Genomic DNA, 24,843 nt, shown 5'->3' with positions numbered 1-24,843 from the left:
CCGACCGGGGCGCCGCCCACAATGGGCCGATGGACCTGCCCGTGATGCCGCCGGTCGCGCCGATGCTGGCCAAGGCGACCAAGACCGTCCCCACCGGCGACCTGACCTACGAGCCGAAGTGGGACGGCTTCCGCTCGATCATCTTCCGCGACGGGGACGAGGTCGAGATCGGCAGCCGCAACGGCAAGTCGATGACGCGCTACTTCCCCGAGGTGGTGGAGGCCGTCCTCGCCAGCTTCCCGGAACGGTGCGTGGTCGACGGCGAGATCATCGTCGTCGACCCCACCGGCGTACGGCTGGAGTTCGAGACCCTGCAGCAGCGAGTCCACCCCGCCGCCAGCCGGGTCAAGCGGCTCTCGGTCGAGACGCCCGCGAGCTTCGTGGCCTTCGACCTGCTCGCCCTCGGCGACGAGGACTGGACGCCCCGGCCCTTCGTCGAGCGTCGGGCCGCGCTCGAGCGGGCCCTCGCGCAGGCCCGGCCCCCGGTCCACCTCACCCGGGTCACCGACGACGCGGCGGTGGCGACGGAGTGGTTCACCCAGTTCGAGGGCGCCGGCCTGGACGGCGTCGTGGCCAAGCCCAACCAGCAGCGCTACGCGCCGGACAAGCGGGTCATGTTCAAGATCAAGCACGAGCGCACGGCGGACTGCGTGGTCGCCGGCTACCGGGTGCACAAGAGCGGCCCGGACAGCATCGGGTCGCTGCTGCTCGGCCTGTACGACGGCGCGGGCGAGCTCGTCTCCGTCGGGGTCATCGGCGCCTTCCCCGCGGCCCGGCGCCAGGAGCTGTTCACCGAGCTGCAGCCGCTGGTGACGACCTTCGACGAGCACCCGTGGGCGTGGGCCAAGCAGGAGGAGGGCACCCGGACGCCCCGGGCCTCGGAGGGCAGCCGCTGGAACAACGGCAAGGACCTCTCCTTCACCCCGCTGCGGCCCGACCTCGTGGTCGAGGTCCGCTACGAGCACATGGAGGGGGAGCGGTTCCGTCACATGGCGCAGTTCAACCGCTGGCGCCCCGACCGCGACCCGCGCTCGTGCACGTACGAGCAGCTCGAGGAGCCGGTGAGCTACGACCTCGCGGACGTCCTGGGGGCGCCGACCGGCGCCTGACGCCCGCACTCCTCGTTCACCACCCGTTCGTCCACCTGTCAGTGGCCTGTGCGCACAATGCGGGTCCGCGCCGGCCGGCGCAGGTCTAGGGGGACGAATCGATGTCGATGCGACGCTGGCTGCTGGCCGGGATCCTGACCGTGGGGCTGGTCGGCCCGCTGGGCGCGCTGCCGGCCGACGCGGCGGCGCTCAAGCCCCACCAGGACGTGGTCGGCTACGTCGACCCGCTGATCGGCACGGCCAACGGGGGCAACACCTACCCCGGGGCGGTCCGGCCGTTCGGGATGCTCTCCTGGTCCCCGACCTCGACCGCGGGTGACCAGACCGGCACCGGGGCGTCCAACGGCTACGCCTACGACACCACCCGGATCCGGGGCTTCTCGCTGACCCACGTGAACGGTGCGGGCTGCTTCCCCGGGGCCGCCGGGGACCTGCCGGTCTTCCCGCACGTGGGCGAGGTCGCGACCTCCCCGAGCGCGGACACCAAGGACGAGGTCTACGCCAGCGACTTCAGCCACGACGACGAGGTGGCCGAGCCCGGCCGCTACCGCCTGGGCCTGGCCAACGGGGTGAAGACCGACTTCGCGGCCACCACCCGGGCCGGCGTCGGTACCGTCGCCTTCCCCCGCGGCTCGACCGCCAACCTGCTCTTCCGCACGTCGAACTCCCTGAACGGCAGCGAGGACGCCGAGACCACGATCGACCCGGCCACCCGTACGGTGTCGGGCTCGGTCCTCACCGGCGGCTTCTGCGGCCGGCGGGCCAACGGCGGGGGCAGCAACAAGTTCTCCTCCTACCGGTTGTACTTCACCGCGCACTTCGACCAGGCGTTCGTCCGCACCGGCACCTGGGTCGACGGCACCGTCCGGCCGGGCACGACCACGGCCACCGGCGGCGAGGGCTACGAGACCGGGGCGGCGCGCGCCGGCCGCGGCTCGGGCGGCTACGTCGGCTTCGACACGACCTCGGACCGTCCGGTCACGATGCGGATCGGCCTGTCGTACACGAGCGGCCAGGCGGCGGAGGACAACCTCGCCGCCGAGCTCCGCCCGACGGCCACGGTGAAGAAGACCGCGTCCGCGGGTCGGAAGATCTGGAACGCCCAGCTGCGGCGGATCGACGTCGCCGGCGGACGCCGGGACAAGCTCACGACCTTCTACACCGCGCTGTACCACGCCTTCCTGCAGCCGAACGTGAACAGCGACGTCGCGGGGACCTACCGCGGACCGGACCAGAAGATCCACCGGCTGGCGGCGGGCCAGGGGGCTCAGTACGGCAACTTCTCCGGCTGGGACCAGTACCGGGCCCACACCCAGCTGCTGGCGCTGCTCGAGCCCGAGCTCGCCGGCGACTTCGTCCAGTCGATGCTCAACGCGTCCCGCCAGAACGGCGGGGTCTGGGACCGCTGGCTCCTGACCAACAGCCCGACCCGGGTGATGGCGGGTGACCCGAGCGCCGTCGCGGTGGCCGGGATGTACGCCCTCGGGGTCCGCAACTTCGAGGTCGGCGCGGCCTTCGACTCCCTCGTCCGCCAGGCCACCGTGCCGAACCCGGCCGGGCTGTCCGACTACGGCTGCCCCGGTCAGTGCGCCGGCATGCGGCCCAATCTCGCTGCGTACGAGCGGCTGCACTACGCGCCCCAGGACGAGTGCCACTGCTGGGGCGGCGCGGGCGAGACGCTGGAGGACTCGACCGCCGACTACGCCCTCGCCCAGTGGGCGAAGAAGCTCGGCCGGGACGACGAGGCCCGCTTGTTCACCGCCCGCGCCGGCTACTGGGAGAACACCTTCAACCCCGAGGCCACCCCGGAGGCCGGCTACCAGCAGCCCCGGCTCGCGGACGGCTCCTGGATGGCGCCCTTCGACCTCGACAGCGGGGTGGGCTTCGCCCAGGGGACCTCGGCGACCTACACCTGGATGGTCCAGCACGACGTGCACCGGCTGTCGGCACTGATGGGCGGGGACCGGGTGGCCGCGGCCCGGCTCGACGACTTCTTCCGGCTTGACGACGGGTCCTGGGCCGTGACGCCCACCCCCGACGGCTACGACCCGACCAACGAGCCGGGCATCCACGTCCCGTGGCTCTACAACGCCCTCGGCCAGCCGTGGAAGACGCAGCAGACCGTCCGGACGTACCTGGACCTGGTGTACGGCACCGGTCCGGCCGGGCTGCCCGGCAACGACGACCTCGGCACCATGTCGGCCTGGTACGTCTGGGGCGCCCTCGGGATGTACCCGCAGACCCCCAGCCGGGGCGAGATGCTGCTGTCGAGCCCCACGTTCCGCAAGGTGTGGATCAGGCGGGCCGGCGGGCCCACCACGACCGTGACCGCCCCCGGCGCCTCGGCCAAGGCCGTCTACGTCCGCGGCGCCGAGCTGGACGGGCGCACCTGGAACCGTTCCTGGGTCCCGGCCTCGCTGCTCACCCGCGGCGGGGACCTGGAGATCCGTGTCGGGGCCAAGGCGAAGAAGTCCTGGGGCTCGAGCCCGCAGGAGGTCCCGCAGGACCGCTGACGTGACCGAGCCGCGGCTCGCCGGGGGACCGGGGTCGCGCTCCGGGCTTAGGTCCGCCTTGGTTGAACGCTGTGCGAATAAGAGCACACTGGCCTTGTGTATTCAGCAGGCGAGGCGACGCGGGAGGTGTCCGGCGACGAGCCGGAGACCGATCCCGGCGCCACGACGCGTCAGCGCGTCGCCCGCTCGATCCTCGAGCACGGACCGTCGACGGCCGCCGAGCTCGCGACCCGCCTGGGCCTGACCGCGGCGGGCGTACGGCGCCACCTCGACGGCCTGGCCGAGCAGGGCCTGCTGACCTCGCGGGAGCAGCGCGTGTACGGCGCGCGTGGCCGGGGTCGTCCCGCGCGGGTCTTCGTGCTCACCGACGCCGGTCGGGACAGCTTCAGCGCCGGCTACGACGACCTCGCCGTCCAGGCGCTGGAGTTCCTGGCCGCGACGGCCGGGGCGGGTGCGGTCGGCCGGTTCGCCGAGGCGCGGGTCGCCCCGCTCGAGGAGCACTTCCGCCAGGCGCTCGCCGGCGCCGACGCGACCGAGACCCCGACGCAGACCCTCGCGCGGACGCTCTCGGCCGAGGGCTACGCCGCTTCTCTGCGGCCAGCCGTCGCGGGGGAGCAGCTGTGCCAGCACCACTGCCCGGTCGCGCACGTGGCCGAGCGCTTCCCCGAGCTGTGCGACGCGGAGACCGAGGCGTTCTCGCGCCAGCTCGGGGTCCACGTCCAGCGGCTCGCCACGATCGCGCACGGCGACGGCGTCTGCACGACCCACATCCCGAGAACCACTTCGACCACACCGACGTCACACGGGTCAGCCGGAACATCCGGTCGCGACCCGGGCTTGAACCTGATGCACGCCCCCGATCACGAGGAGCACACATGACCGACATCCTTGACGAGACCGCCGTCACCACCGGGACCGCTACCGGTCCGGTCGCGCCCGGCACGGGGCAGAGCCAGGACGAGCACCTCGACGCCCTCGGCCGTTACCGCTTCGGCTGGTCCGACTCCGACGCCGCCGGCTCGATCGCCAAGCGCGGCCTGAGCACCGCCGTCGTGGAGAACATCTCCGCGCTCAAGAGCGAGCCGCAGTGGATGCTCGACCTGCGCCTCAAGGGCCTCAAGCTCTTCGACCGCAAGCCGATGCCGGCCTGGGGTGCGGAGCTGAACGACATCGACTTCGACAACATCAAGTACTTCGTGCGCTCGACCGAGAAGCAGGCCGCGACCTGGGACGACCTGCCGGCCGACATCAAGAACACGTACGACAAGCTCGGCATCCCCGAGGCGGAGAAGGCGCGCCTGGTCTCCGGCGTGGCCGCCCAGTACGAGTCCGAGGTGGTCTACCACAAGATCAACGAGGAGCTCGAGAAGCAGGGCGTCATCTTCCTCGACACCGACACCGCGCTGAAGGAGTACCCGGAGCTCTTCGCCGAGTACTTCGCCACGGTCATCCCGGTCGGGGACAACAAGTTCTCCGCGCTGAACTCGGCGGTGTGGTCCGGCGGCTCGTTCATCTACGTCCCCAAGGGCGTGCACGTCGAGATCCCGCTGCAGGCCTACTTCCGGATCAACACCGAGAACATGGGCCAGTTCGAGCGCACGCTGATCATCGTCGACGAGGACGCGTACGTGCACTACGTCGAGGGCTGCACCGCGCCGATCTACTCGTCCGACTCGCTGCACAGCGCGGTCGTCGAGATCGTCGTGAAGAAGGGCGCCCGCTGCCGCTACACGACGATCCAGAACTGGTCGAACAACGTCTACAACCTCGTCACCAAGCGCGCCACCTGCGAGGAGGGCGCCACGATGGAGTGGATCGACGGCAACATCGGCTCCAAGGTGACCATGAAGTACCCGGCCGTCTACCTCATGGGCGAGCACGCCCGGGGCGAGACGCTGTCCATCGCCTTCGCCGGCGAGGGCCAGCACCAGGACGCGGGCTCCAAGATGGTCCACTGCGCGCCGTACACGTCGAGCTCGATCATCTCCAAGTCCGTCGCCCGTGGTGGCGGCCGCACCTCGTACCGCGGTCTGGTGCAGGTGCAGGACGGGGCGCACCACTCGGCCTCGATCGTCAAGTGCGACGCGCTCCTGGTCGACTCGATCAGCCGCTCCGACACCTACCCCTACGTCGACGTCCGCGAGGACGACGTGTCGATGGCGCACGAGGCCACGGTCTCCAAGGTCAGCGACGAGCAGCTCTTCTACCTGATGAGCCGCGGGATGGGCGAGGACGAGGCGATGGCCATGATCGTCCGCGGCTTCGTGGAGCCGATCGCCCGTGAGCTCCCGATGGAGTACGCCCTCGAGCTCAACCGCCTGATCGAGCTGCAGATGGAGGGCGCGGTCGGCTGACGCCGGCCCCGACCCCACCGATCCACCGATCCACCGAAGGAAGCTCTCACTTGTCCGTCCAGATCGACGCGCCCCTCGAGGTCGTGCCGGCCGCTGCTCCCGACGGTTCCGTCGCGGCGGTCGCCGGCGCGGTGGAGACCGTCTCGTCCCACCTCCACCCGGTCGCCTCCTACGACCTCGCCGACCACCCGCGCCCCACCGGGCGTGAGGAGGTCTGGCGGTTCACCCCGATCAAGCGGCTCCGCGGCCTGCTCGACACCGAGGGTGCGGAGAAGGGCGAGATCACGGTCGCCGTCGACGCCCCCGACCAGGTCGAGGTGCGCACCGTCGGTGCGGCCGAGGCCCGGGGCTTCGAGGGACCGGCGCCGGTCGACCGGATCGCGGCGCTCGCCGTCGCGAACGCCGGCGACGCGACGCTGGTCGACGTGCCGGCCGAGGTCGAGCTGACCGAGCCCGTCACCATCACGGTGACGGGCGAGGGGCTGGGCGCGCCCGCGTTCCGGTCGCTGGTCATCAGGGTGGGGGCGTTCGCGAAGGCGACGATCGTGCTCGAGCACCTGGGGTCCACCGTGCTGGCGAGCTCCGTGGTCCTGCTCGTCGGCGACGGCGCGCGCGTCGACCTCGCCGGTCTGCAGCTCTGGGACGACGACGCCGTGCACGCGGGTCACCTCGGGATCCGGGTCGGTCGGGACGCGCACGTGCGCACCCTGACCGCCTCGCTGGGCGGGGACCTCGTCCGGCTCGTGCAGACGGCGGAGTACGCGGGTCCCGGCGGCGAGATCGAGCAGCTCGGCCTCTACTTCGTCGACGCCGACCAGCACCTGGAGCACCGGCTGTTCGTCGACCACAACGCGCCGCGCACGACCAGCAACGTCGACTACCGCGGGGCGCTGCAGGGCGCCGGTGCCCACTCCGTGTGGGTGGGCGACGTGCTGATCCGCAAGGTCGCCGAGGGCATCACCACGTACGAGTCCAACCGCAACCTGGTGCTCACCGACGGCTGCCGCGCCGACTCCGTGCCCAACCTGGAGATCGAGACCGGCGAGATCGCCGGGGCCGGCCACGCCTCGACGACCGGCCGCTTCGACGACGAGCAGCTCTTCTACCTGCGCAGCCGCGGCATCGACGAGGTCGAGGCCCGTCGGCTCGTCGTGCACGGCTTCTTCGCCGACATCATCCGCCGGATCGGCGTGCCGTCGGTCGAGGACCGCCTGCTCGCCGCCGTCGAGGAGGAGCTCGCCATCAACGTGGGCGCGCCGGCCTCCTCGGGTCGGGTCGCCGAGCCGGAGTCGGAGACCGAGGCCGACGAGGACCTCGAGGCGCCGATCGTCGCGCCCGAGCACGTCGAGGGTCGCGACGCGGACGACGCCGGGCACCACGCCTTCGAGGCCGACGACGACCTCGCCGTGATCGCGAAGCAGCAGTCGTGAGCGGGGGTCTCGTCCGGGCCTGCGCCGTCGCCGACGTGGCGCCCGGCTCGGCTCTCGCCGTCGAGATCGACGGCACCGAGGTCGCCATCGTGCGCACCGGTGACCGCTACTACGCGATCGCCGACGAGTGCTCGCACGCGTCGGTCCCGCTGTCCGAGGGCGACGTCGACGGCTGCACGATCGAGTGCTACCTGCACGGCTCGCCCTTCGACCTCCGGACGGGCCAGCCCCTCGGCCTGCCCGCCACCGAACCCGTACCGGTCTTCCGCTGCCGTGTCGACGGCGACGACGTCCTCGTGGACCTCGCCGCGCGACCGGACCCGGACGACGACCAGACCACCTCAGCCCCGGCGGGGACCGCTCCCCGCAGCCTCAGCCAGGAGTAACAGATGTCCACTCTCGAGATCCGCGACCTGCACGTCTCGGTCAACACCGAGTCCGGCGCCAAGGAGATCCTCAAGGGGGTCGACCTCACCATCGCCAGCGGCGAGGTGCACGCGATCATGGGCCCCAACGGGTCCGGCAAGTCCACGCTGGCCTACTCGATCGCCGGCCACCCCAAGTACACGATCACCTCGGGCACCGTGACGCTCGACGGCGAGAACCTGCTGGCCATGAGCGTCGACGAGCGCGCCCGGGCCGGGCTGTTCCTCGCCATGCAGTACCCGGTCGAGGTGCCCGGCGTGAGCGTCGCGAACTTCCTGCGGACGGCCAAGACCGCCATGGACGGCGAGGCGCCCAAGCTGCGCACCTGGGTCAAGGACGTCAACGAGGCGATGGACCGCGTCCAGATGGACCGCGAGTTCGCCAACCGCAGCGTCAACGAGGGCTTCTCGGGCGGCGAGAAGAAGCGTCACGAGATCGTCCAGCTCGAGCTGCTCAACCCGCAGTTCGCGATCCTCGACGAGACCGACTCCGGGCTCGACATCGACGCGCTGCGGATCGTCTCGGAGGGCGTCAACCGCTTCTCCGCGCAGGGTGACCGCGGCGTCCTGCTGATCACGCACTACACGCGGATCCTGCGCTACATCAAGCCCGACTTCGTGCACGTCTTCGTCGCTGGCCGCGTGGCCGCGCAGGGCGGCCAGGAGCTCGCCGAGCAGCTCGAGGCCGAGGGCTACGACAAGTACGTGCGCGCGGCCGCGGCGGCGGTCTGACCATGACCGCCCAGCTGGACGGGCGCACGCCGCTCTCGGGCGGCGCGCAGTACCCCGACGTCATCGAGCCGGCCGAGCTGACCCTCGCCGAGGGCCTGCCGACCGACGAGCCGATCCCCTTCGACGTCGACGCGATCCGCGCCGACTTCCCGATCCTGGAGCGCACCGCCCCGGGCACGGACGGGCCCGTCCCGCTGGTCTACCTCGACAGCGCGAACACCTCGCAGAAGCCGCGCTGCGTCGTCGAGGCGATCGAGGACCACTACCTCAGTCACAACGCCAACGTCGCCCGGGCCATGCACCTGCTCGGCGCCGAGGCGACGGAGGCGTTCGAGTCCTCCCGGGCCGTGCTGGCCGAGTTCGTCGGGGCCACGTCCAGCGACGAGATCGTCTTCACCAAGAACGCGTCGGAGGCGCTGAACCTCTGCGCCCACACGCTCGGGGCCTCGCTGCGCCCGGGCGACGAGATCGTCGTCTCCGTGATGGAGCACCACTCGAACATCGTCCCGTGGCAGCTCGTGGCCGAGCGGACCGGCGCTGTGCTGCGCTGGTTCGACGTCACCGAGGAGGGCCGGCTCGACGTCGAGGGCGGGCTCGCGTCCGGGCTGATCAACGAGCGCACCAAGATCGTCTCGATCACCCACGTCTCCAACGTCCTCGGCACGATCAACCCGGTGGCGCAGGTCGCCGCGGCGGCCCACGCGTACGGGGCGACGGTCGTCGTCGACGCGTCCCAGTCCGTGCCGCAGATGCCGGTCGACGTGCACGCGCTGGGGGCCGACCTGGTCGCCTTCACCGGGCACAAGATGGTCGGTCCGACCGGCATCGGCGTGCTCTGGGGTCGCTACGACCTGCTCGCCTCGCTGCCCCCGTTCCTCGGTGGCGGCGAGATGATCGAGACCGTCCGGATGACCGGTTCGACCTTCGCCCCGCCGCCGCACCGCTTCGAGGCGGGGACGCCGCCGATCGCGCAGGCCGTCGGCCTGGCCGCGGCCGCGCGCTACCTCACCGCGCTCGGTATGGAGCAGGTCGCCGCGCACGAGCACCTGGTCACCGCGTACGCGTTGGACGGGCTGGCCACGGTGCCGGGGCTGCGCGTCCTCGGCCCGAGCAAGGCCGTGGACCGTGGGGGAGCGATCTCCTTCACCCTGCAGACCACGAGCGGCGAGCAGATCCACCCGCACGACGTCAGCCAGCTGCTGGACGCCCGGGGGATCGCCGTCCGCGGCGGGCACCACTGCGCCCGGCCGCTGCACGAGCGCTTCGGGGTGCAGTCCTCGACGCGCGCGTCGAGCTACCTCTACACCAAGACCTCGGAGATCGACGTGCTCGTCGACGCGCTGAACCGCACGGTCGGCTTCTTCAGCCGGCCCCCGCGCACCCGGGCTCCGCGTCCGAGCCGGACGACCACGGAAGGCGGCGCGCGATGAACGTCGAGGACCTCTACCAGGAGATCATCCTGGACCACTACCGGGCGAAGCACCACAGCGGTCTTCGGGACCCGTACGAGGCCGAGGTGCACCACGTGAACCCGTCCTGCGGCGACGAGGTGACCCTTCGCCTGCACCTGGAGGGCGACACCGTCGCGGACGTCTCGTACGAGGGCCTGGGCTGCTCGATCTCCCAGGCCTCGACCTCGGTGATGAGCGACCTCGTCATCGGTCGGCCCGTCACGGACGGGCTCGACCTGCACGCCGAGTTCCTGGCCCTCATGCAGGGGCGGGGGACGATCGAGCCCGACGAGGACCGCCTCGAGGACGGGATCGCCTTCGCGGGCGTGGCGAAGTTCCCGGCGCGGGTGAAGTGCGCGCTGCTGGGCTGGTCGGCGTTCAAGGACGCGGCCGCCCGGGCCCTGAGCGAGCAAGAGCTGACCGAGCACCAGCAGCACCAGACCGAAGGAGCGTCATGACGAGCGAGCTGACCACCGAGACCCAGGGCATGCGCCCGTCCGAGCTGGTCCAGGACGACCTGCCCGACGTGAACGGTGCCGGTGACTACTCCCCGGCCGCCCGGGCGACGGTCGCCGACATCGAGGAGGCGCTGAAGGACGTCGTCGACCCCGAGCTCGGGATCAACGTCGTCGACCTCGGCCTCATCTACGGCCTCAACCTCGAGGACGACGGGTCGCTGACCATCGACATGACGCTGACGTCCGCGGCCTGCCCGCTGACCGACGTGATCGAGGACCAGACCGACACCGCGCTCGAGGGCCTCGTCGAGCGCTTCGTCATCAACTGGGTCTGGATGCCGCCGTGGGGCATGGAGAAGATCACCGCCGACGGCCGTGAGCAGCTCCGGGCCCTCGGCTTCAACGTCTGAGGCTCGGACGCCGGCTGTGCCAGAACCCGCGGTGACCCTGCGCCCGCAGCGGCCGTCCGACCTCCCGCTGCTGGTGGGCGGGGACACGCCGTTCGACGACTTCGGCCCGCTCGCCACCGGGTCGCACCCGGCCCCGTCCCGGATGGACGACGCCGGGGCGCTGACCGTCGTCGACGAGGCGGGTCAGGTCGCGGGCGACGTCAGCTGGCACTGGCGCGGCTGGGGCCCCAACGCCGGGTCACGCTGCCCGATGATCGGCATCTGGCTGCGGCCCGAGCACCGGGGCCGTGGCCTCGGGCGTCTGGCCCAGCGCTGCGTGGTCGAGCTGTTCTTCACCCACACGCGCGCCAACCGGGTCGAGGCCCACACCGACGTCGAGAACGTGGCCGAGCAGCGCGCGCTCGAGGCCGCCGGCTTCACCCGCGAGGGGCTGACCCGCGGCGCGCAGTGGCGCGACGGGGCGTTCCACGACGGCTACCTCTACGCCGTCCTGCGCGCCGACCTCGCCCCCCGGTCCCCGTAGCGTCCCACCGGTGCTGCGCTTCGACTTCCGACCGGGTGACGCCCGGGCCGGCGGCGGGCGGTTGCGCTTCGGCGAGCCGCTGCGGACGGTCGTCGCCCGGACACCGAACGACGTCGTCGGGGCGCTGACCGAGGTCGACGCCGCCTGCGCGGCCGGGCTGTGGGCCGCCGGCTTCGTCGCGTACGACGCCGCCCCGGCCTTCGACCCCGCCTTCGTGGTCCCCGGTCCGGATTCCGGCCCGGCCGACCTGCCGCTCGTCTGGTTCGGCCTGTACGCCGCGCCGCTGGTGGACGACGAGGCCGACCCGCCGGGGCCGGCGTCCGTCCCCGGACCCTGGGTGCCCTCGACGGACCGGGCCGCGTACGACGACGCCTTCGCCGTGGTGCAGCGCGCCATCCGCGCCGGGGACAGCTACCAGACCAACCTCACGCTGCCCCTGACGGCCGGCTGGGACGACGGCGCCGCCGACCCGGCCCGGTACGAGCGCCTGCTCGAGGCCCAGGGCCCGGCGTTCGGGGCGTACCTCGACCTCGGTCGCCACCACGTGCTGTCCGTGTCGCCGGAGCTGTTCTTCGCCCGGCGCGGGACCACGGTGACGACCCGGCCGATGAAGGGCACCGCCCGCCGCGGCCGCTCGAGCGCGGAGGACGCGCAGCGGCTCGCGGGTCTCCTGGCCAGCGAGAAGGACCGCGCCGAGAACGTCATGATCACCGACCTGCTGCGCAACGATCTCGGTCGACTCGCACGGACGGGCGGCGTCGACGTCCCTACCCTCTGCGTGCCCGAGCGCTACCCGACGGTCTGGCAGCTCACCTCGACGGTGACGGCCGAGGTCGGCCCGCAGGTCGGGCTCGCGGAGCTGTTCGGCGCCCTCTTCCCGTGCGGCTCGATCACCGGCGCGCCCAAGATCGCGTCCATGGCCCTGATCGCCGAGCTCGAGACCTCCGCCCGCGGGCTCTACTGCGGTGCCGTGGGTGTCGTCGCGCCGGGCGGGGACGCCACGTTCAGCGTGGCCATCCGGACCGTGGTGGCCGACCTCGAGCGGGCCACGGCGACGTACGGGGTCGGGAGCGGGGTCACCGTGGGCTCGACCGCGGCCGGCGAGCACGACGAGCTCCTGGCCAAGGCCGCCGTGCTGACCGCCCCGGCGCCGCGGGCGTTCGACCTGCTGGAGACGTTCCGGCTGGAGGACGGGCGCTGGTGGGCGGAGGAGGCGCACCTGGACCGGCTGGCCGCGTCGGCGGACTACTTCGGCCGGGCCGACCCCGTGCCGAGCGCCCAAGCCGCACTCGAAGCCGTCGTCGCCGCGCACCCGGAGGGCCGGTGGCGGGTGCGCCTCGCGGTCGCTCGCGACGGGGCGGCCGCGACGACGGTCGAGCCGCTGCCCGGGGCGTCCGACGAGCCGTTGACCCTCGTGCTCGCGACCGAGCCCGTCGACCCCGACGAGGTCTTCCTCGCCCACAAGACGACGTGGCGCGGGCCGTACGCGCCCCACCGCGCCCGGGCCGTGGCGCTGCGCGTCGACGACGTCCTGCTGTGGAACGCGCGCGGCGAGGTCACCGAGACCACGATCGGCAGCGTCGCGCTGCACGACGCCGACGGCTGGTGGACCCCACCGGTCTCCTGCGGGCTGCTGCCGGGCGTCGAGCGCGGGCTGGCCCTGGCGGCGGGCCGGGTGCAGGAGCGCCTGCTGACCGTCGCCGACCTGCGGACGAGCCTGGCGGGCGGGGCGGAGCTGTGGTTCCTCAACAGCGTGCGCGGCTGGCGCCGGGCCGAGCTGGTCGGCTGAGCCGCACCGACGAGGATGGCCGCGTGTGGTCCACCCTCGCGAGCCGTGACGTGTACGAGAACGCCTGGATCCGGGTCCGGGAGGACCAGGTGCGCCGGCCCGACGGGACGGAGGGCGTGTACGGCGTGGTCGAGGTCCGTAACCCGGCCGTCTTCGTCGTGGCGGTGACCGCCGCCGCCGAGATCCTGCTCGTGACGGTCGACCACTACACGACGGGGGGACCGAGCGTCGAGGTCCCGGCCGGCGGCAGCGACGGCGAGGACCTGCTGCTCGCGGCGCAGCGCGAGCTCCGGGAGGAGACGGGCTACGCGGCCGCGCGCTGGCAGGCGCTGGGCGAGGTGCAGTCGCTGAACGGGGTGGCCGCGGCGCGTGGGCGCGTGTTCCTGGCCCGGGAGCTCGCGCTCGTCGGCGGGGCCGAGCTCGAGACCGAGGGCATCGCCGCCGTCGAGGTCGTTCCGCTCGCCGAGGTCGTGGCCATGGTCGGGCGCGGGGAGATCACCGACAACGAGTCGCTCGGGGCGCTGCTGATGGCCTTGGTCGCGCTCGGCCGCGTCGGCTAGGACGCGCCCGGGGTGAAGAGGCCCGCGGTGGCGACCGCCACCCGGCCGCGCGCCGTCGCCTCGTCGTGGTGGAAGCGGTCGGTGGCCCAGGCCAGCGCGAGGACCAGCTCGAACACCGGCTCGGCCTCGACGTCCGGTCCCACGTCCCCGGACGCCTGCGCGGCGTCCAGGAACGTCGCCGTCCTGGCCAGCAGCGGGTTGCAGGTCGTCTGCACCGTCGCCGTGTCGTCGTCACGGGGGCCGGCCAGGCAGGACGGCAGGTCGTGCCAGGTCCGCAGCAGCCAGGCCAGGCGCACGAGCCACTCGCTCAGGGCCTCGCGCGGCGCCGTCGTCCGCGCGAGCTCGTCGGCCTCGGCGAGGACCTCCGCGGTGCTGGTCTCGATGACGGCCGAGAGGAGGTCGTCGCGCGTGGGGAAGTTGCGGTAGAGCGTGGCGTTGCCGACCCCGGCGCGGGCGGCCACGCCGTCGAGCGACGTGAAGACGCCCTCGTCCTCGAACGCCTCCCGCGCCGCGCGGAGGATCGCGTCCCGGTTGCGTCGGGCGTCGGCCCGGAGGGGGCGGACCGCCTCGGTCGTCCGAGCTGCCACGGGCCACCTCCTTGATAAACGGGGACCTTCCCCACATACTCGGATGCGGGGGAAGTCCCCACTTATCAAGGAGTCTAGATGAAGGCACTCGAAGGTCGCCACGTCCTCGTGACCGGAGCCAACGGCGGGCTCGGCGAGCAGTTCGTCGCCCAGGCCCTGGAGCGGGGTGCGGCGAAGGTCTACGCCGCCGCCCGTACGCCGCGCACCTGGAGCGACCCGCGGGTCGAGCCCCTGGACCTCGACCTGAACGACCCCGAGGCCCCGGCCCGGGCGGCCGCCGTCGCGACCGACGTCGACCTGCTGATCAACAACGCGGCCATCGCCCCCGCGGGGGACTCGATCTCCGGTCCGGAGGACGAGCTGCGCCGGATCTTCGAGACCAACTTCTTCGGCACGTTGCGCGTCAGCAACGCGTTCGCCCCGGTGCTCGCGGCCAACGGCGGCGGTACCCTGATCAACATCCTCTCCGCCGCCGCCTGGGTCAGCATGCCCACCGGCTACGCCGCCTCGAAGGCCGCGATGTGGTCGGCCACCAACGCGCTGCGGCTCCAGCTGCGCGGGCAGGGGACCCACGTGGTCGGGCTGCTCGTCGGCATGATCGACACCCCGATGACGGCGGGCTGGGACGTCCCCAAGGTGACCCCGGAGAGCGTCGTCGCGCAGGCGTACGACGCGGTCGGCGACGGCACGCTCGAGGTCCTGGCCGACGAGGTCACCCGCGACCTCAAGTCCCGCCTCAACACCCGGGGCGAGGAGCTCTACCCCTGGCTGGACGAGCAGGTCGCCGCGCTCTCGTCCTGAGGCGCTGACGCGGAGTTCGTCCGTCGGGTCCGGCCCCGGGCGCCTCGAGCTGACGAGGACCCGCTGGTTAGGGTCGGGACCTCAGGAACGATCCAACGAAGGAGGGCACGATGTCGATCGGAGACAAGGCCAAGGACGCCGTCCAGAAGGCCGCGGGCAAGGCCGAGGAGACCGTCGGGAAGCACACCGACGACGCCGAGCTCACCGCCCAGGGCCACAAGGACCAGGCCATGGGCGAGGCGCGCATGGAGACCGAGAAGGCCAAGGACGCCGTCAAGGACTGACGCCGTCGCGGGGTCGTGCGGGTCCGCCCGCGCGACCCCGGTCGCGGTCGTGCCGCCGGCGGAGGCCGACCCCCGTGAGGGGCCGACCCTCAGAGGCCGGCGACGAAGAGCGCGTGGACGCGGGTGTCGGCCGTGGCCTCCGGGTGGAACGAGGTGGCCAGCAGGCGCCCCTGCCGCACGGCCACCGGGTGCCCCGCCGCGCTCGCCAGCACCTCGACGCCGGCGCCGACGCGCTCGACCCACGGGGCGCGGATGAAGACGGCGTGCAGCGGGCCCTCGATCCCGACGACGTCGAGGTCGGTCTCGAAGGAGTCGACCTGCCGGCCGAACGCGTTACGGCGGACGGTCACGTCGAGCCCGCCGAAGGTCTGCTGATCGCCCAGCCCGTCCAGCAGCTCGTCGGCGAGCATGATCATCCCGGCGCAGGACCCGTACGCCGGCAGGCCGGCCGCGAGCGCGTCGACCAGCGGGTCGCGCAGGCCGAAGCGGCGCGACAGCTTGTCGATCGTCGTCGACTCCCCGCCGGGCAGCACGATGCCGTCGAGCCCGGTCAGCTCCTCGGGGCGGCGGACCGTCCGGGACCGGGCACCGACGGCCTCGAGCGCCCGGCAGTGGTCGACGACGTCGCCCTGCAGGGCGAGGACGCCGACGAGAGGGGTCACCAGCCGCGCTGGGCGAGCCGGTGCGGCTCGGGGATGTCGTCGACGTTGATGCCGACCATCGCCTCGCCGAGCCCGCGGGAGACCTTGGCGATCATGCCCGGGTCGTCGTGGAACGTGGTCGCGGCGACGATGGCCGCCGCGCGCTGCGCCGGGTTGCCCGACTTGAAGATGCCGGAGCCGACGAAGACGCCCTCGGCGCCGAGCTGCATCATCATGGCCGCGTCGGCCGGGGTGGCGATGCCGCCCGCGGTGAAGAGCACGACGGGGAGCTTGCCGGCCTCGGCCACCTCGACCACGAGGTCGTACGGCGCCTGGAGCTCCTTGGCCGCGACGTAGAGCTCGTCGCGGGACAGGCTGCTCAGGCGCCGCATCTCGCCGCGGATGGTGCGCATGTGGGTGGTGGCGTTCGAGACGTCGCCGGTGCCGGCCTCGCCCTTGGAGCGGATCATGGCCGCGCCCTCGCTGATGCGCCGCAGCGCCTCGCCGAGGTTGGTCGCGCCGCACACGAACGGGGCCGCGAAGGCCCACTTGTCGATGTGGTGGACGTAGTCGGCCGGGGTCAGCACCTCGGACTCGTCGATGTAGTCCACGCCGAGCGACTGCAGGACCTGCGCCTCGACGAAGTGGCCGATCCGGGCCTTGGCCATGACGGGGATCGACACGGCGCCGATGATCGACTCGATCATGTCGGGGTCGCTCATCCGGGCGACGCCGCCCTGCGCGCGGATGTCGGCGGGCACGCGCTCGAGCGCCATGACGGCCACGGCCCCCGCGTCCTCGGCGATCTTCGCCTGCTCGGCGGTGACGACGTCCATGATCACGCCGCCCTTGAGCATGTCCGCCATGCCGCGCTTGACCCGGTTGGTCCCGGTGCCCGTGCCGTTGTCCTGCATGTCGCTCATCGTCCTGCCTCCGCCGCTGCTGAATTCACCGAGCAGCCTAGGAGCAGGACCAGCACGGGAGCGGGGGGACGGCCCACGCGGACAGGTGGAGCGGGGCGGTCCGTCACCCCAGCGCCGCGACCACCCGCGTGAGCCCCTCGACCAGGGGGTCGGTCGCCGTCGCCAACGAGACCCGCAGGTGCCCCGCACCGGCCGGGCCGAAGGCGTCGCCGGGGGCGAGCGCGACGCCGTGCTCGAGCACCAGCCCGGTCGCGACCTCGGTGCTGGGACGCGGGTCGGCGTGCGCGAGCCAGAGGTAGAAGGCGCCGACCGGGGGAGCGGCGAGCGTGAGCGCGGCCGAGCCGGCCAGCACCGCCAGGCAGCGGTCCCGGCGGTCGCGGTAGTCGACCCGCATGGCCTCGACGTGGTCCTGCGTCCCGGCGAGGGCGGCGGCACCGGCCCACTGGGTCGGCGTGCTCACGCAGGACAGCGTCGTCTCCTGCACCCGGCGGACCAGCGGGGTCAGGCTGGGCGGTGACACCACGTAGCCCAGCCGGAAGCCGGTCATCGCGTGGGTCTTCGACAGGGAGAAGACGCTGACCACCTCGGGGGTCGGCTCCCCGGCCGCGCGCATCCGCTGGGCCACGGCGGCGACGCACGGCTGCGGCGCGTCCAGCCACATCTCGTCGTAGCACTCGTCGGAGACCACCCACAGACCGTGACGTGCGGCCCAGCCCAGCAGCCGCTCGAGGACGGCGGCGTCGAGGCCGGAGCCGGTGGGGTTGGACGGGGAGTTGAGCACGAGGACCCGCGTACGGGGGGTGCGGAGGCGCTCGAGGGTGTCCGGGTCGACCCCGGCTCCGTCGGGGCCGAGCAGCGGGTAGCCGACAGGCACGGCGTCGCAGACCACCGCGAGCGTCCGCAGGTTGGGCCAGCCCGGGTCGGGCACGAGGACCTCGTCACCGGCGTCGAGGAGGGCGCGGTAGGTGGCGCCGAGCCCCTCGACCCCGCCCGCGCAGACGGTGACGTCGTCCGGCGACGTCGTCACCCCGTTCACCCGCTCGACCTTCGCCGCGGCGGCCTCCCGGAACGCCGGCAGCCCGGGGGTCGGCCCGTAGCGGGTGGCCCCGTCGCGCAGCGCCGCGGCCATCGCCTCGACGACGTGCGGCGGCGTCGGCGCGGACGGCTCGCCCAGCTGCAGCTGAATCGTCCCCGGGGTCCGCCAGGCCAGGTCGGCGATCGCGCGGATCCCCGACGGCGCGATGGCGGCCGCCGTACGGGACCCGGTCACGGCAGCGACCGCAGGGCGCCGCCGTCGCAGGCGATCGTCGTGCCGGTGACGTACGACGCGGCGTCCGAGGCGAGGAAGCCGACGAGCGCGGCCAGCTCCTCCGGCCGGCCGTAGCGTCCGGCCGGGATGGCGGCGGCCGAGTCGCGGCTCACGTCGGCGACGTCGCGGCCGGTGCGGGTGGCGGCGGCCTGGTCCAGGGACGCCACGCGTGGGGTGGCGATCCGGCCGGGCAGCACGCCGTTCACGGTGACGCCGTCCCCGGCGACCGTCCGGGCCAGCGTCTTGAGCCACGACGTCAGCGCCGACCGGCCGGCGTTGGAGTAGGCGAGGGTGTCGATGGGCTCGCGGACCCCGGACGACAGGATCGCGAGGACCCGGCCGAAGCCGCGCTCCCGCATGCCCGGCAGCAGCCGCAGCGTCAGGTCGACCGGGGTGACGGCGAGCAGCTGAAAGGCCGCCCGCATCCCGTCGGCGGTGACCTCGTCGGCCCGGGCCACCGGCGGGCCGCCCGCGTTGAGGACCAGCACGTCCACCTGCCCGTACGCCTCCAGCGCCGCGTCCCCGACGACCTGGGCCGCGCCCGGGTCGGCCGCGTCCGCGACGACGGTACGGACCTGCCGGCCGGGTGCGGCGAGCTCGGCCGCGGTGGCGTCGAGCCGGTCCTGGTCGCGCGACCACAGCAGGAGGTCGTGCCCGGCGAGCGCCCGGGCCGAGGCGGCACCGAGGCCGGAGGTCGCCCCGCCGACCACGGCGACGCGGTTCACGCCGCCGTCCTCTCGTCGAGGTGGACGTCGACGTCGAGCGCCGCGGGACCGGGAACCAGGCCGACCCGCTGCAGCACCTCGTCGAGCTCGGCGACGGTGACGGGGTCGATCCCGGCGGACGGCACCGGCCCGCGCATCGCCCCCGAGACGAGGGCCCCGCGGCGGCGGAGGACCTCCTTGCGGATGGCGAGGCCGTAGCCGGGCTGGCCCTCGAAGGCGATGAGGGGCAGGAAGGCGTCGAACACCCGCGCGGCCCGGACCCGGTCGCCGGCGGCCAGGGCCAGCCGTACGGCGCGGAGCACCTCCGGGTAGGCGAAGCCGGTCATCGTCCCGGCCGCTCCGCGCGACAGCTCGGCGAAGGCGGAGACGCCGCCGAGCCCGCCGTAGACGGTCAGGTCCGGCACCTGCGCGAGCAGGCGGGTGATCTTGGGCGGGGTGGGGGCGTCCTCGAGCTTGACCGCCACGGCGCCGCTGCGCCCCAGCGCCGCCACCAGGGTGGAGACCGCGAGCTGCACGCCGGTCGCGACGGGCTCGTCCTGCAGCAGCACCGGCAGCGGGGAACGTTCGCCGACCGCGCCGAAGAAGGCGACGACGGTGTCCGCGTCGCGGACCAGGGGAGGGGCGGCGACCATGGCCGCCACCGCGCCGTGCTCCTGGGCCCGGGCGGCACGCTCGGCGACGAGCGGGGCCGAGGCCGCGCTGCACCCGGCGGCGAAGGGGACGTCGCCGGCCCCGCGCGACACGGCGCCGAGCACGACGTCCCGCTCGGCGTCGGAGAGCGAGGTGACCTCGCCCATCACGCCGAGCACGGTCACGCCGTCCACACCCCAGCCCACGGCGGTCCGGACGGCGTGCTCGAGCGCGTCGCCGTCCACCGACCCGTCCGACGCGAAGGGCGTGGGGGCGATCCACCAGGTCCCGCCGGCCAGCGCCCGCCGGCCCGGAGCGGGTGCCTCGTGCGTCGTCGTCGTCATGTCTCTAGTAGCCCTTCGTCGCGTCGTAGGTGTTGCGCAGCGGTCGCCCGTCGAGGTAGCGCCGCAGGTTGTCGACGAACAGGTCGACCAGCGCCGCGTTCTCGCTGACCAGGGTCGAGGCCGAGTGCGGGGAGACGATCACGTTCGGCAGGTCCCACAGCGGTGACGACGCCGGCAGCGGTTCGACCTCGAAGACGTCGAGGGCGGCGCCGCCCAGGTGGCCGGAGGTCAGCGCCTCGATCAGCGCCGCCTCGTCGACGACCTGGCCGCGGGCCACGTTGACGACGATCGCGCCGGCGGGCAGGCCCTCGATGCGGGCGCGGCTCAGCAGCCCCGTCGTCTCGTCGGTGAGAGGCGTGGCCAGCACGACCACCTCAGCGCTCGGGAGCACCTCGTCCAGGGCGTCGGTGCTCACGACCCGCACCCCGGCGGGGACGTCGTACGTCCGCCCCGGCCGTCCGACGCCGACGACGTCCAGGCCCACGGCGTCGAGCAGCCGGCAGGTCTCGCGGCCGATGGACCCCAGCCCCACGACCACGGCGCGGCGGCCGCGTACGGAGGAGGTGGCGTAGCGCTCCCAGCGGTGGGCCGCCTGCTGGGCGCGCAGGTGGGGGATCCCCTTGGCCAGGTCGAGCACGCCCGTGAGGGCGAACTCGGCGAGCGGCACGGCGTGCACGCCGGCGGCGGTGGTGAAGGTGATCGGCGTCTGGTCGAGCCCGGTGCGCGCGACGAACCCCCCGATCCCGGCGCTGGTCGCCTGCACCCAGCGCAGCCGCGGGGCGTTCCTCGCCGTCCCGGCCGGGTCGCGCCAGTCGAAGTCGAAGGTGACCTCGGCGGAGGCCAGCAGGTCGGACCAGCGCTGCGCCTGCGCCGCGTCCAGCTCGGGCTTCGTGCCGCCGTGCTCGCAGGGGTAGCGGGGGACCGGGAGCAGGTCGGGCTCGAAGAGGACCTCGACCTCGGGCACCGCCGAGGCCAGCCGCTCGACGAGCTCCGGTTCGAGCGGCGAGGCGATGAGCACGGTGGTTCCGGGCACGGTCTGGATGCTCCTTCGGGCGTGGATCGGGTCGAAGGACCGCGGTCGGGGCACGCGGATCGTCGATTGTCGACCGAACGTAAGCCCTCCGACCGGCCCACGTCCAGAGCGGCGCACCCCGTCCGGGACGGCGGCTCGGCACCGTCGTCTGACCGTTACACGGCCGTTCCTCAGGAGGTCTTGACAGTGGTGCCGTCGGTGCAACATCGTCGATTGTCGACAACCGACGAGGAGTGAGCACCGGATCCGGTGCTCCGGGACACGAGGAGCAGCAGTGGTCGCAGGAGCGCTCGAGGGCACGGTGGCGCTGGTCACCGGCGGCGCGAACGGGCTCGGCCGGGCCATCGTGACGGCCCTCGCCGACAGCGGCGCGAAGGTCGGCGTGCTCGACCTGTCGCCCTTCCCGCTCGACCGGCCGGACGTGCTCTCCGTCGTGGCCGACGTCGCCGACGAGGGCGCGGTCGACGGTGCGCTGGCCGCGCTCGAGGAGCGCTGGGGGCCGGCCTCCATCCTCGTCAACGACGCCGCCGACTATCCGACCGCGGGGCTGCTCGAGATGTCGCCGGCCGCGTGGCGGCACGTGTTCGACGTGAACGTCACCGGCATGTTCCTGGCCTGCCGGTCCTTCGTGCAGCGCTACGTCGACGCCGGCCTCACCTCGGGCCGGATCGTCAGCATCTCGACCGGCTCGGCCCGCAGCCCCCGGCCGCGCGGGGCGGCGTACGCGTCGTCCAAGGCCGCCGTCGAGACGATCTCCGCGACGTTCGCCATGGAGCTCGGCCCGCTGGGGATCACGAGCAACGTGGTCGCCCCCGGCTACATCGACGTCCGGGGCGCGAGCGACGCGAACCCCGACCGCGCGAGCGACGACCTGCGCGCCTCGCTCACCGCGTCCATCCCCACCGGACGCGCTGGTCTGCCGGCCGACATCGCGAACGCCGTCCGGTTCCTCTGCCTCCCCGAGAGCGACCACGTCAACGCGGCCGTCATCGCGGTGGACGGCGGGTCCAGCGCCGGCCGGTTCCGGATGCCGGGCGAGCGCCCTTCGACAGAGCCTGTCCTGAGCTTGTCGAAGGGCTCAGGGAGCGGGGTGGTGGGCGCATGACGGCCCTGGCCCAAGAGCTGGCGGCGACCATGCGGACGCCGCTGCTCGAGACCCGCGGGCTCAGCAAGCACTACGCGCTGCAGCGCAGCACCCGGGCCTGGTTCCGCCGCGAGCCCGGCGAGGTCCTGCGCGCCGTGGACGACGTGAGCCTGTCGGTCATGCCCGGGCGCACGCTCGGCGTCGTCGGCGAGACCGGGTCGGGCAAGAGCACCCTCGGTCGGCTCGTGCTCCGCCTGGAGCGGCCGAGCGGCGGGCAGGTGCTGCTCGACGGCCAGGACGTCGCCTCCGGCGGCGGCGCGATGAGCCACCGGCTGCGTCGCGACGTCCAGGTCGTGCTGCAGGACCCATACACCTCGCTGAACCCGCACGAGACGGTCGGCACCGCCATCGGCGAGGTCCTCAAGGTCACCGGCGGCGTCCCCGCCGCGGACCGACCGGGCCGCGTGGCGGAGCTGCTCGACCAGGTCGGCTTCCCCTCCGGCTGGGCCGACCGCAAGCCGGGCCAGCTCTCCGGCGGCGGGCGCCAGCGCGTGAGCATCGCCCGCGCGCTGGCCGTCGGTCCGCGGCTGCTGGTGGCCGACGAGCCGGTGTCGGCGCTTGACGTGTCCGTCCAGGCCCAGGTGCTGAACCTCTTCCAGCGCCTGCAGTCCGAGCTCGGGCTGGCCTACCTCTTCATCACCCACGACCTGGCCGTGCTGGAGCGGATCGCCGACGACGTCGCCGTGCTCTACCTCGGTCGCGTCGTCGAGTCCGGGCCCGCCGCGGCGCTCTTCGCCAGCCCCGCCCACCCGTACACCCAGGCGCTGCTCGCCGCCGCCCCCAAGCTCGGCCGCCGCCGCTCGACGACCAGCGCGGTCGCAGGCGAGCTGCCGAACCCGATCACGCCGCCCTCGGGCTGCACGTTCCACCCGCGGTGCCCGGCCGCCATGGCGGTCTGCCGCGAGGTCGTCCCGCTCATGGCGACCACCCCGGCCGGCCAGCAGGTGGCCTGCCACCTCTACCCGGGCTCGACGCCCACGACGACCCGCCAGCCCCACCTCGTCAACGGCGCCGCTGCCGTCGCGCACCCCACCCCGTCCCCTGGAGGAACCCGATGACACCCGTGCCCCACACCCACGACCCCGGCTCCGTCCTGCGCCGGCTGCGCCTGACCGGGGTCACCGGCCTCGCCGCCGCCGCCCTCGTGCTCGCCGCCTGCGGGGGAGGAGGTTCGTCCACGACCGCCCCGGAGGCCTCGGCCCCGGCCGCGACCAGCGAGGTCGACACCCTCAAGATCGCCAACGGCGTCGCCATCGACACGCTCGACCCGGCCGAGAACGCGGCCAACGAGAGCATCTGGCTCGACCAGAACATCTACGCCCGGCTCGTGCAGACCGACCCGACGGGGACCAAGATCGTCCCCGACCTGGCGTCGACCTGGGAGCAGAGCGCGGACGGGCTGACCTGGACGTTCCACCTGAACCCCGCGGCCAAGTTCGCGGACGGCTCGCCGGTCACCGCGGCCGACGCCGCGTGGTCGATCAACCGGGCCCGCGCGCTCGAGGGCGGCTGGGGCTTCCTCATCACGCCCGTCACCTCGATCACCGCGACCGACCCGCAGACCGTGGTGATCAAGCTCAAGACCAAGCACGCGCCGCTGCTGGCCGACCTCGCCATGTACGCGTACGGGATCCTGCCGCAGAAGGCGGTCGAGGCCGACAAGGACTTCTTCAGCAAGACCCCGTACGGCGCAGGCCCGTTCAAGGTCACCAAGCTCGAGCCCGACAGCCAGCTGGTGCTGACGCGCAACGACAGCTACTGGGGCCCGAAGCCCAAGATCAGCACGGTCGAGGTCAGCGTCGTCACGAACGACAACACCCGCGTCCTGCAGCTGCAGGGCGGCCAGGTCGACGTGATCGAGAACCCGCCGGGCAACCTGGTCAAGCAGCTCTCGGCGAACCCCAAGCTGAAGGTCGACCTCTTCCCCTCGACGCGCGTCGACTTCCTGCAGGTGCCGCTGAAGTCGAAGCCGTTCGAGGACGTCCGGGTCCGCCAGGCCGTCAAGGCCGCGCTCGACCTCGACGCCATGAACACGCTGGCCTACCAGGGCAACGCGGTCCCGGCGAACACGTTCTTCCCCTACAAGATGCTCCACTGGGCCGAGTCCATCCCGACGCCGAAGCCCGACCTGGACAAGGCGAAGCAGCTGCTCACCGAGGCCGGCTTCCCGAACGGCTTCAAGACCGACCTGATCACGGTCAGCGGTGACGCGGCCGGCCAGGCGCAGGCCGTGGTGATCAAGGACGACCTGGCCAAGATCGGGATCGACGTGACGATCCAGTCGTACGAGCAGTCCACCGCGTACACCAACGAGCGGTCGGGCACGAACGGGCTCGGTCTTCGCTACTGGACCAACGACATCATCGACCCCGACGAGGTCGCGACCTTCGGCGCCGACATCAAGGGCGGCGCGAACAGCTTCAGCTCCTACTGGGGCGACGAGGCCACGAGCAAGGCGATCAACGACGCCCGCTCGGAGACCGACGAGGCCAAGCGCGGCGAGCTCTACGCGCAGGTGCAGCAGACGATCGCCGACCAGGCGCCGTTCATCCCGCTGGCCTACGCCCCCTTCCGCTACGCCTCCGGCGCCTGGGTCAACGGGTTCCAGGTCTCGCCGCTCGGCAACTACAACGACTCCCTGCTCAGCCTGACCGTCGGGACGCACTGA

General features: G+C 73.1%; 25 protein-coding genes. 18 read left to right on the top strand and 7 right to left on the bottom strand.

Translation table 11 applies throughout. From position 1 onward, the window contains the following. Window positions 1-29: 29 nt before the first annotated feature. From FHX39_RS15395 to FHX39_RS15335, 13 genes are all read left to right on the top strand, one after another. On the top strand, window positions 30-1,109 hold the full coding sequence (locus FHX39_RS15395; protein WP_183339860.1) for an ATP-dependent DNA ligase: 1,080 nt from the start codon (window positions 30-32) through the stop codon (window positions 1,107-1,109). 101 nt (window positions 1,110-1,210) lie between these two features. Then, window positions 1,211-3,622 carry a GH92 family glycosyl hydrolase gene (locus FHX39_RS15390; protein WP_183339858.1) on the top strand — a complete coding sequence of 804 codons (2,412 nt, stop codon included), beginning with the start codon at window positions 1,211-1,213 and terminating at the stop codon, window positions 3,620-3,622. Between the two features lie 96 nt (window positions 3,623-3,718). After that, window positions 3,719-4,501 carry a helix-turn-helix transcriptional regulator gene (locus tag FHX39_RS15385; RefSeq protein ID WP_408631491.1) on the top strand — a complete coding sequence of 261 codons (783 nt, stop codon included), beginning with the start codon at window positions 3,719-3,721 and terminating at the stop codon, window positions 4,499-4,501. Beyond that, window positions 4,498-5,976, top strand: a complete 1,479-nt coding sequence (gene sufB, locus FHX39_RS15380) for a Fe-S cluster assembly protein SufB (protein ID WP_183339856.1) — start codon at window positions 4,498-4,500, stop codon at window positions 5,974-5,976. The genes FHX39_RS15385 and sufB overlap by 4 nt, the downstream gene beginning before the upstream one ends. A 50-nt stretch (window positions 5,977-6,026) precedes the next feature. Beyond that, window positions 6,027-7,406, top strand: a complete 1,380-nt coding sequence (sufD, locus tag FHX39_RS15375; RefSeq protein ID WP_198423426.1) for a Fe-S cluster assembly protein SufD — start codon at window positions 6,027-6,029, stop codon at window positions 7,404-7,406. Continuing rightward, window positions 7,403-7,792 (top strand): non-heme iron oxygenase ferredoxin subunit, encoded by a 390-nt coding sequence (locus FHX39_RS15370; protein ID WP_183339854.1) that lies wholly within the window; start codon window positions 7,403-7,405, stop codon window positions 7,790-7,792. The genes sufD and FHX39_RS15370 overlap by 4 nt, the downstream gene beginning before the upstream one ends. Window positions 7,793-7,795: 3 nt before the next feature. Beyond that, window positions 7,796-8,563: a Fe-S cluster assembly ATPase SufC gene (gene sufC, locus FHX39_RS15365; RefSeq protein WP_183339852.1), complete on the top strand. Its 768-nt coding sequence runs from the start codon at window positions 7,796-7,798 to the stop codon at window positions 8,561-8,563. Window positions 8,564-8,676: 113 nt separating this feature from the next. Next, window positions 8,677-9,993 carry a SufS family cysteine desulfurase gene (locus FHX39_RS15360; protein ID WP_183341528.1) on the top strand — a complete coding sequence of 439 codons (1,317 nt, stop codon included), beginning with the start codon at window positions 8,677-8,679 and terminating at the stop codon, window positions 9,991-9,993. After that, window positions 9,990-10,472, top strand: a complete 483-nt coding sequence (gene sufU / locus FHX39_RS15355; protein ID WP_183339850.1) for a Fe-S cluster assembly sulfur transfer protein SufU — start codon at window positions 9,990-9,992, stop codon at window positions 10,470-10,472. The genes FHX39_RS15360 and sufU overlap by 4 nt, the downstream gene beginning before the upstream one ends. Beyond that, the gene (locus FHX39_RS15350; RefSeq protein ID WP_332836858.1) at window positions 10,469-10,882 is read left to right on the top strand and encodes a metal-sulfur cluster assembly factor; all 414 of its coding nucleotides are present in this window, start codon (window positions 10,469-10,471) and stop codon (window positions 10,880-10,882) included. The genes sufU and FHX39_RS15350 overlap by 4 nt, the downstream gene beginning before the upstream one ends. 31 nt (window positions 10,883-10,913) lie before the next feature. Further along, a complete protein-coding gene (locus tag FHX39_RS15345; protein ID WP_198423424.1) occupies window positions 10,914-11,405 on the top strand; it encodes a GNAT family N-acetyltransferase in 492 nt (163 codons plus the stop codon). A gap of 10 nt (window positions 11,406-11,415) precedes the next feature. Next, on the top strand, window positions 11,416-13,194 hold the full coding sequence (locus FHX39_RS15340) for a chorismate-binding protein (protein WP_183339845.1): 1,779 nt from the start codon (window positions 11,416-11,418) through the stop codon (window positions 13,192-13,194). A 23-nt stretch (window positions 13,195-13,217) separates the two neighbouring features. Further along, complete coding sequence (locus FHX39_RS15335) at window positions 13,218-13,754, top strand: NUDIX domain-containing protein (protein ID WP_183339843.1); 537 nt, start codon at window positions 13,218-13,220, stop codon at window positions 13,752-13,754. On the opposite strand, the gene FHX39_RS15330 is transcribed toward FHX39_RS15335, so the two are convergent. Then, window positions 13,751-14,341: a TetR/AcrR family transcriptional regulator gene (locus tag FHX39_RS15330; protein ID WP_183339841.1), complete on the bottom strand. Its 591-nt coding sequence runs from the start codon at window positions 14,339-14,341 to the stop codon at window positions 13,751-13,753. The genes FHX39_RS15335 and FHX39_RS15330 overlap by 4 nt on opposite strands. 78 nt (window positions 14,342-14,419) lie before the next feature. On the opposite strand from FHX39_RS15330, the gene FHX39_RS15325 reads away from it, so the two are divergent. Next, the gene (locus tag FHX39_RS15325) at window positions 14,420-15,142 is read left to right on the top strand and encodes an SDR family oxidoreductase (protein WP_183339839.1); all 723 of its coding nucleotides are present in this window, start codon (window positions 14,420-14,422) and stop codon (window positions 15,140-15,142) included. A gap of 110 nt (window positions 15,143-15,252) precedes the next feature. Then, the gene (locus FHX39_RS15320; RefSeq protein WP_183339837.1) at window positions 15,253-15,426 is read left to right on the top strand and encodes a CsbD family protein; all 174 of its coding nucleotides are present in this window, start codon (window positions 15,253-15,255) and stop codon (window positions 15,424-15,426) included. Between the two features lie 89 nt (window positions 15,427-15,515). Here the strand turns inward: FHX39_RS15320 and pdxT are convergent, their stop codons facing one another. The 6 genes from pdxT to FHX39_RS15290 all read right to left on the bottom strand — a co-directional run bounded on the left by pdxT (window position 15,516) and on the right by FHX39_RS15290 (window position 21,031). Beyond that, window positions 15,516-16,091, bottom strand: a complete 576-nt coding sequence (pdxT, locus tag FHX39_RS15315) for a pyridoxal 5'-phosphate synthase glutaminase subunit PdxT (protein WP_198423931.1) — start codon at window positions 16,089-16,091, stop codon at window positions 15,516-15,518. Then, a complete protein-coding gene (gene pdxS, locus FHX39_RS15310; RefSeq protein WP_198423932.1) occupies window positions 16,085-16,981 on the bottom strand; it encodes a pyridoxal 5'-phosphate synthase lyase subunit PdxS in 897 nt (298 codons plus the stop codon). Before pdxS ends, pdxT begins: the two co-directional genes overlap by 7 nt. 112 nt (window positions 16,982-17,093) lie before the next feature. Next, window positions 17,094-18,260 carry a pyridoxal phosphate-dependent aminotransferase gene (locus FHX39_RS15305; protein WP_183339831.1) on the bottom strand — a complete coding sequence of 389 codons (1,167 nt, stop codon included), beginning with the start codon at window positions 18,258-18,260 and terminating at the stop codon, window positions 17,094-17,096. Further along, a complete protein-coding gene (locus FHX39_RS15300; RefSeq protein ID WP_183339829.1) occupies window positions 18,257-19,024 on the bottom strand; it encodes an SDR family oxidoreductase in 768 nt (255 codons plus the stop codon). Before FHX39_RS15300 ends, FHX39_RS15305 begins: the two co-directional genes overlap by 4 nt. Next, entirely contained in the window at window positions 19,021-19,998 is a 978-nt protein-coding gene (locus tag FHX39_RS15295) for a dihydrodipicolinate synthase family protein (RefSeq protein WP_183339827.1), read from the bottom strand. Before FHX39_RS15295 ends, FHX39_RS15300 begins: the two co-directional genes overlap by 4 nt. 4 nt (window positions 19,999-20,002) lie before the next feature. Continuing rightward, window positions 20,003-21,031, bottom strand: a complete 1,029-nt coding sequence (locus FHX39_RS15290) for a D-2-hydroxyacid dehydrogenase (protein WP_198423423.1) — start codon at window positions 21,029-21,031, stop codon at window positions 20,003-20,005. Between the two features lie 274 nt (window positions 21,032-21,305). Between FHX39_RS15290 and FHX39_RS15285 the strand changes: the two genes are divergently transcribed. From FHX39_RS15285 to FHX39_RS15275, 3 genes are read left to right on the top strand one after another with little or no spacing between them, the layout of a single operon-like run. After that, entirely contained in the window at window positions 21,306-22,136 is an 831-nt protein-coding gene (locus FHX39_RS15285) for an SDR family NAD(P)-dependent oxidoreductase (RefSeq protein ID WP_183339823.1), read from the top strand. Further along, window positions 22,133-23,233: an ABC transporter ATP-binding protein gene (locus tag FHX39_RS15280; protein WP_198423422.1), complete on the top strand. Its 1,101-nt coding sequence runs from the start codon at window positions 22,133-22,135 to the stop codon at window positions 23,231-23,233. The genes FHX39_RS15285 and FHX39_RS15280 overlap by 4 nt, the downstream gene beginning before the upstream one ends. Further along, on the top strand, window positions 23,230-24,843 hold the full coding sequence (locus FHX39_RS15275; RefSeq protein ID WP_183339821.1) for an ABC transporter substrate-binding protein: 1,614 nt from the start codon (window positions 23,230-23,232) through the stop codon (window positions 24,841-24,843). Before FHX39_RS15280 ends, FHX39_RS15275 begins: the two co-directional genes overlap by 4 nt.

The sequence above is a fragment of the Microlunatus antarcticus genome (assembly GCF_014193425.1).
In the GTDB taxonomy this organism is placed as follows: Bacteria; Actinomycetota; Actinomycetes; order Propionibacteriales; family Propionibacteriaceae; genus Microlunatus; species Microlunatus antarcticus.
Note: the sequence above shows the minus strand (reverse complement) of the source record. Positions and strands in the feature narration are given on the sequence as shown.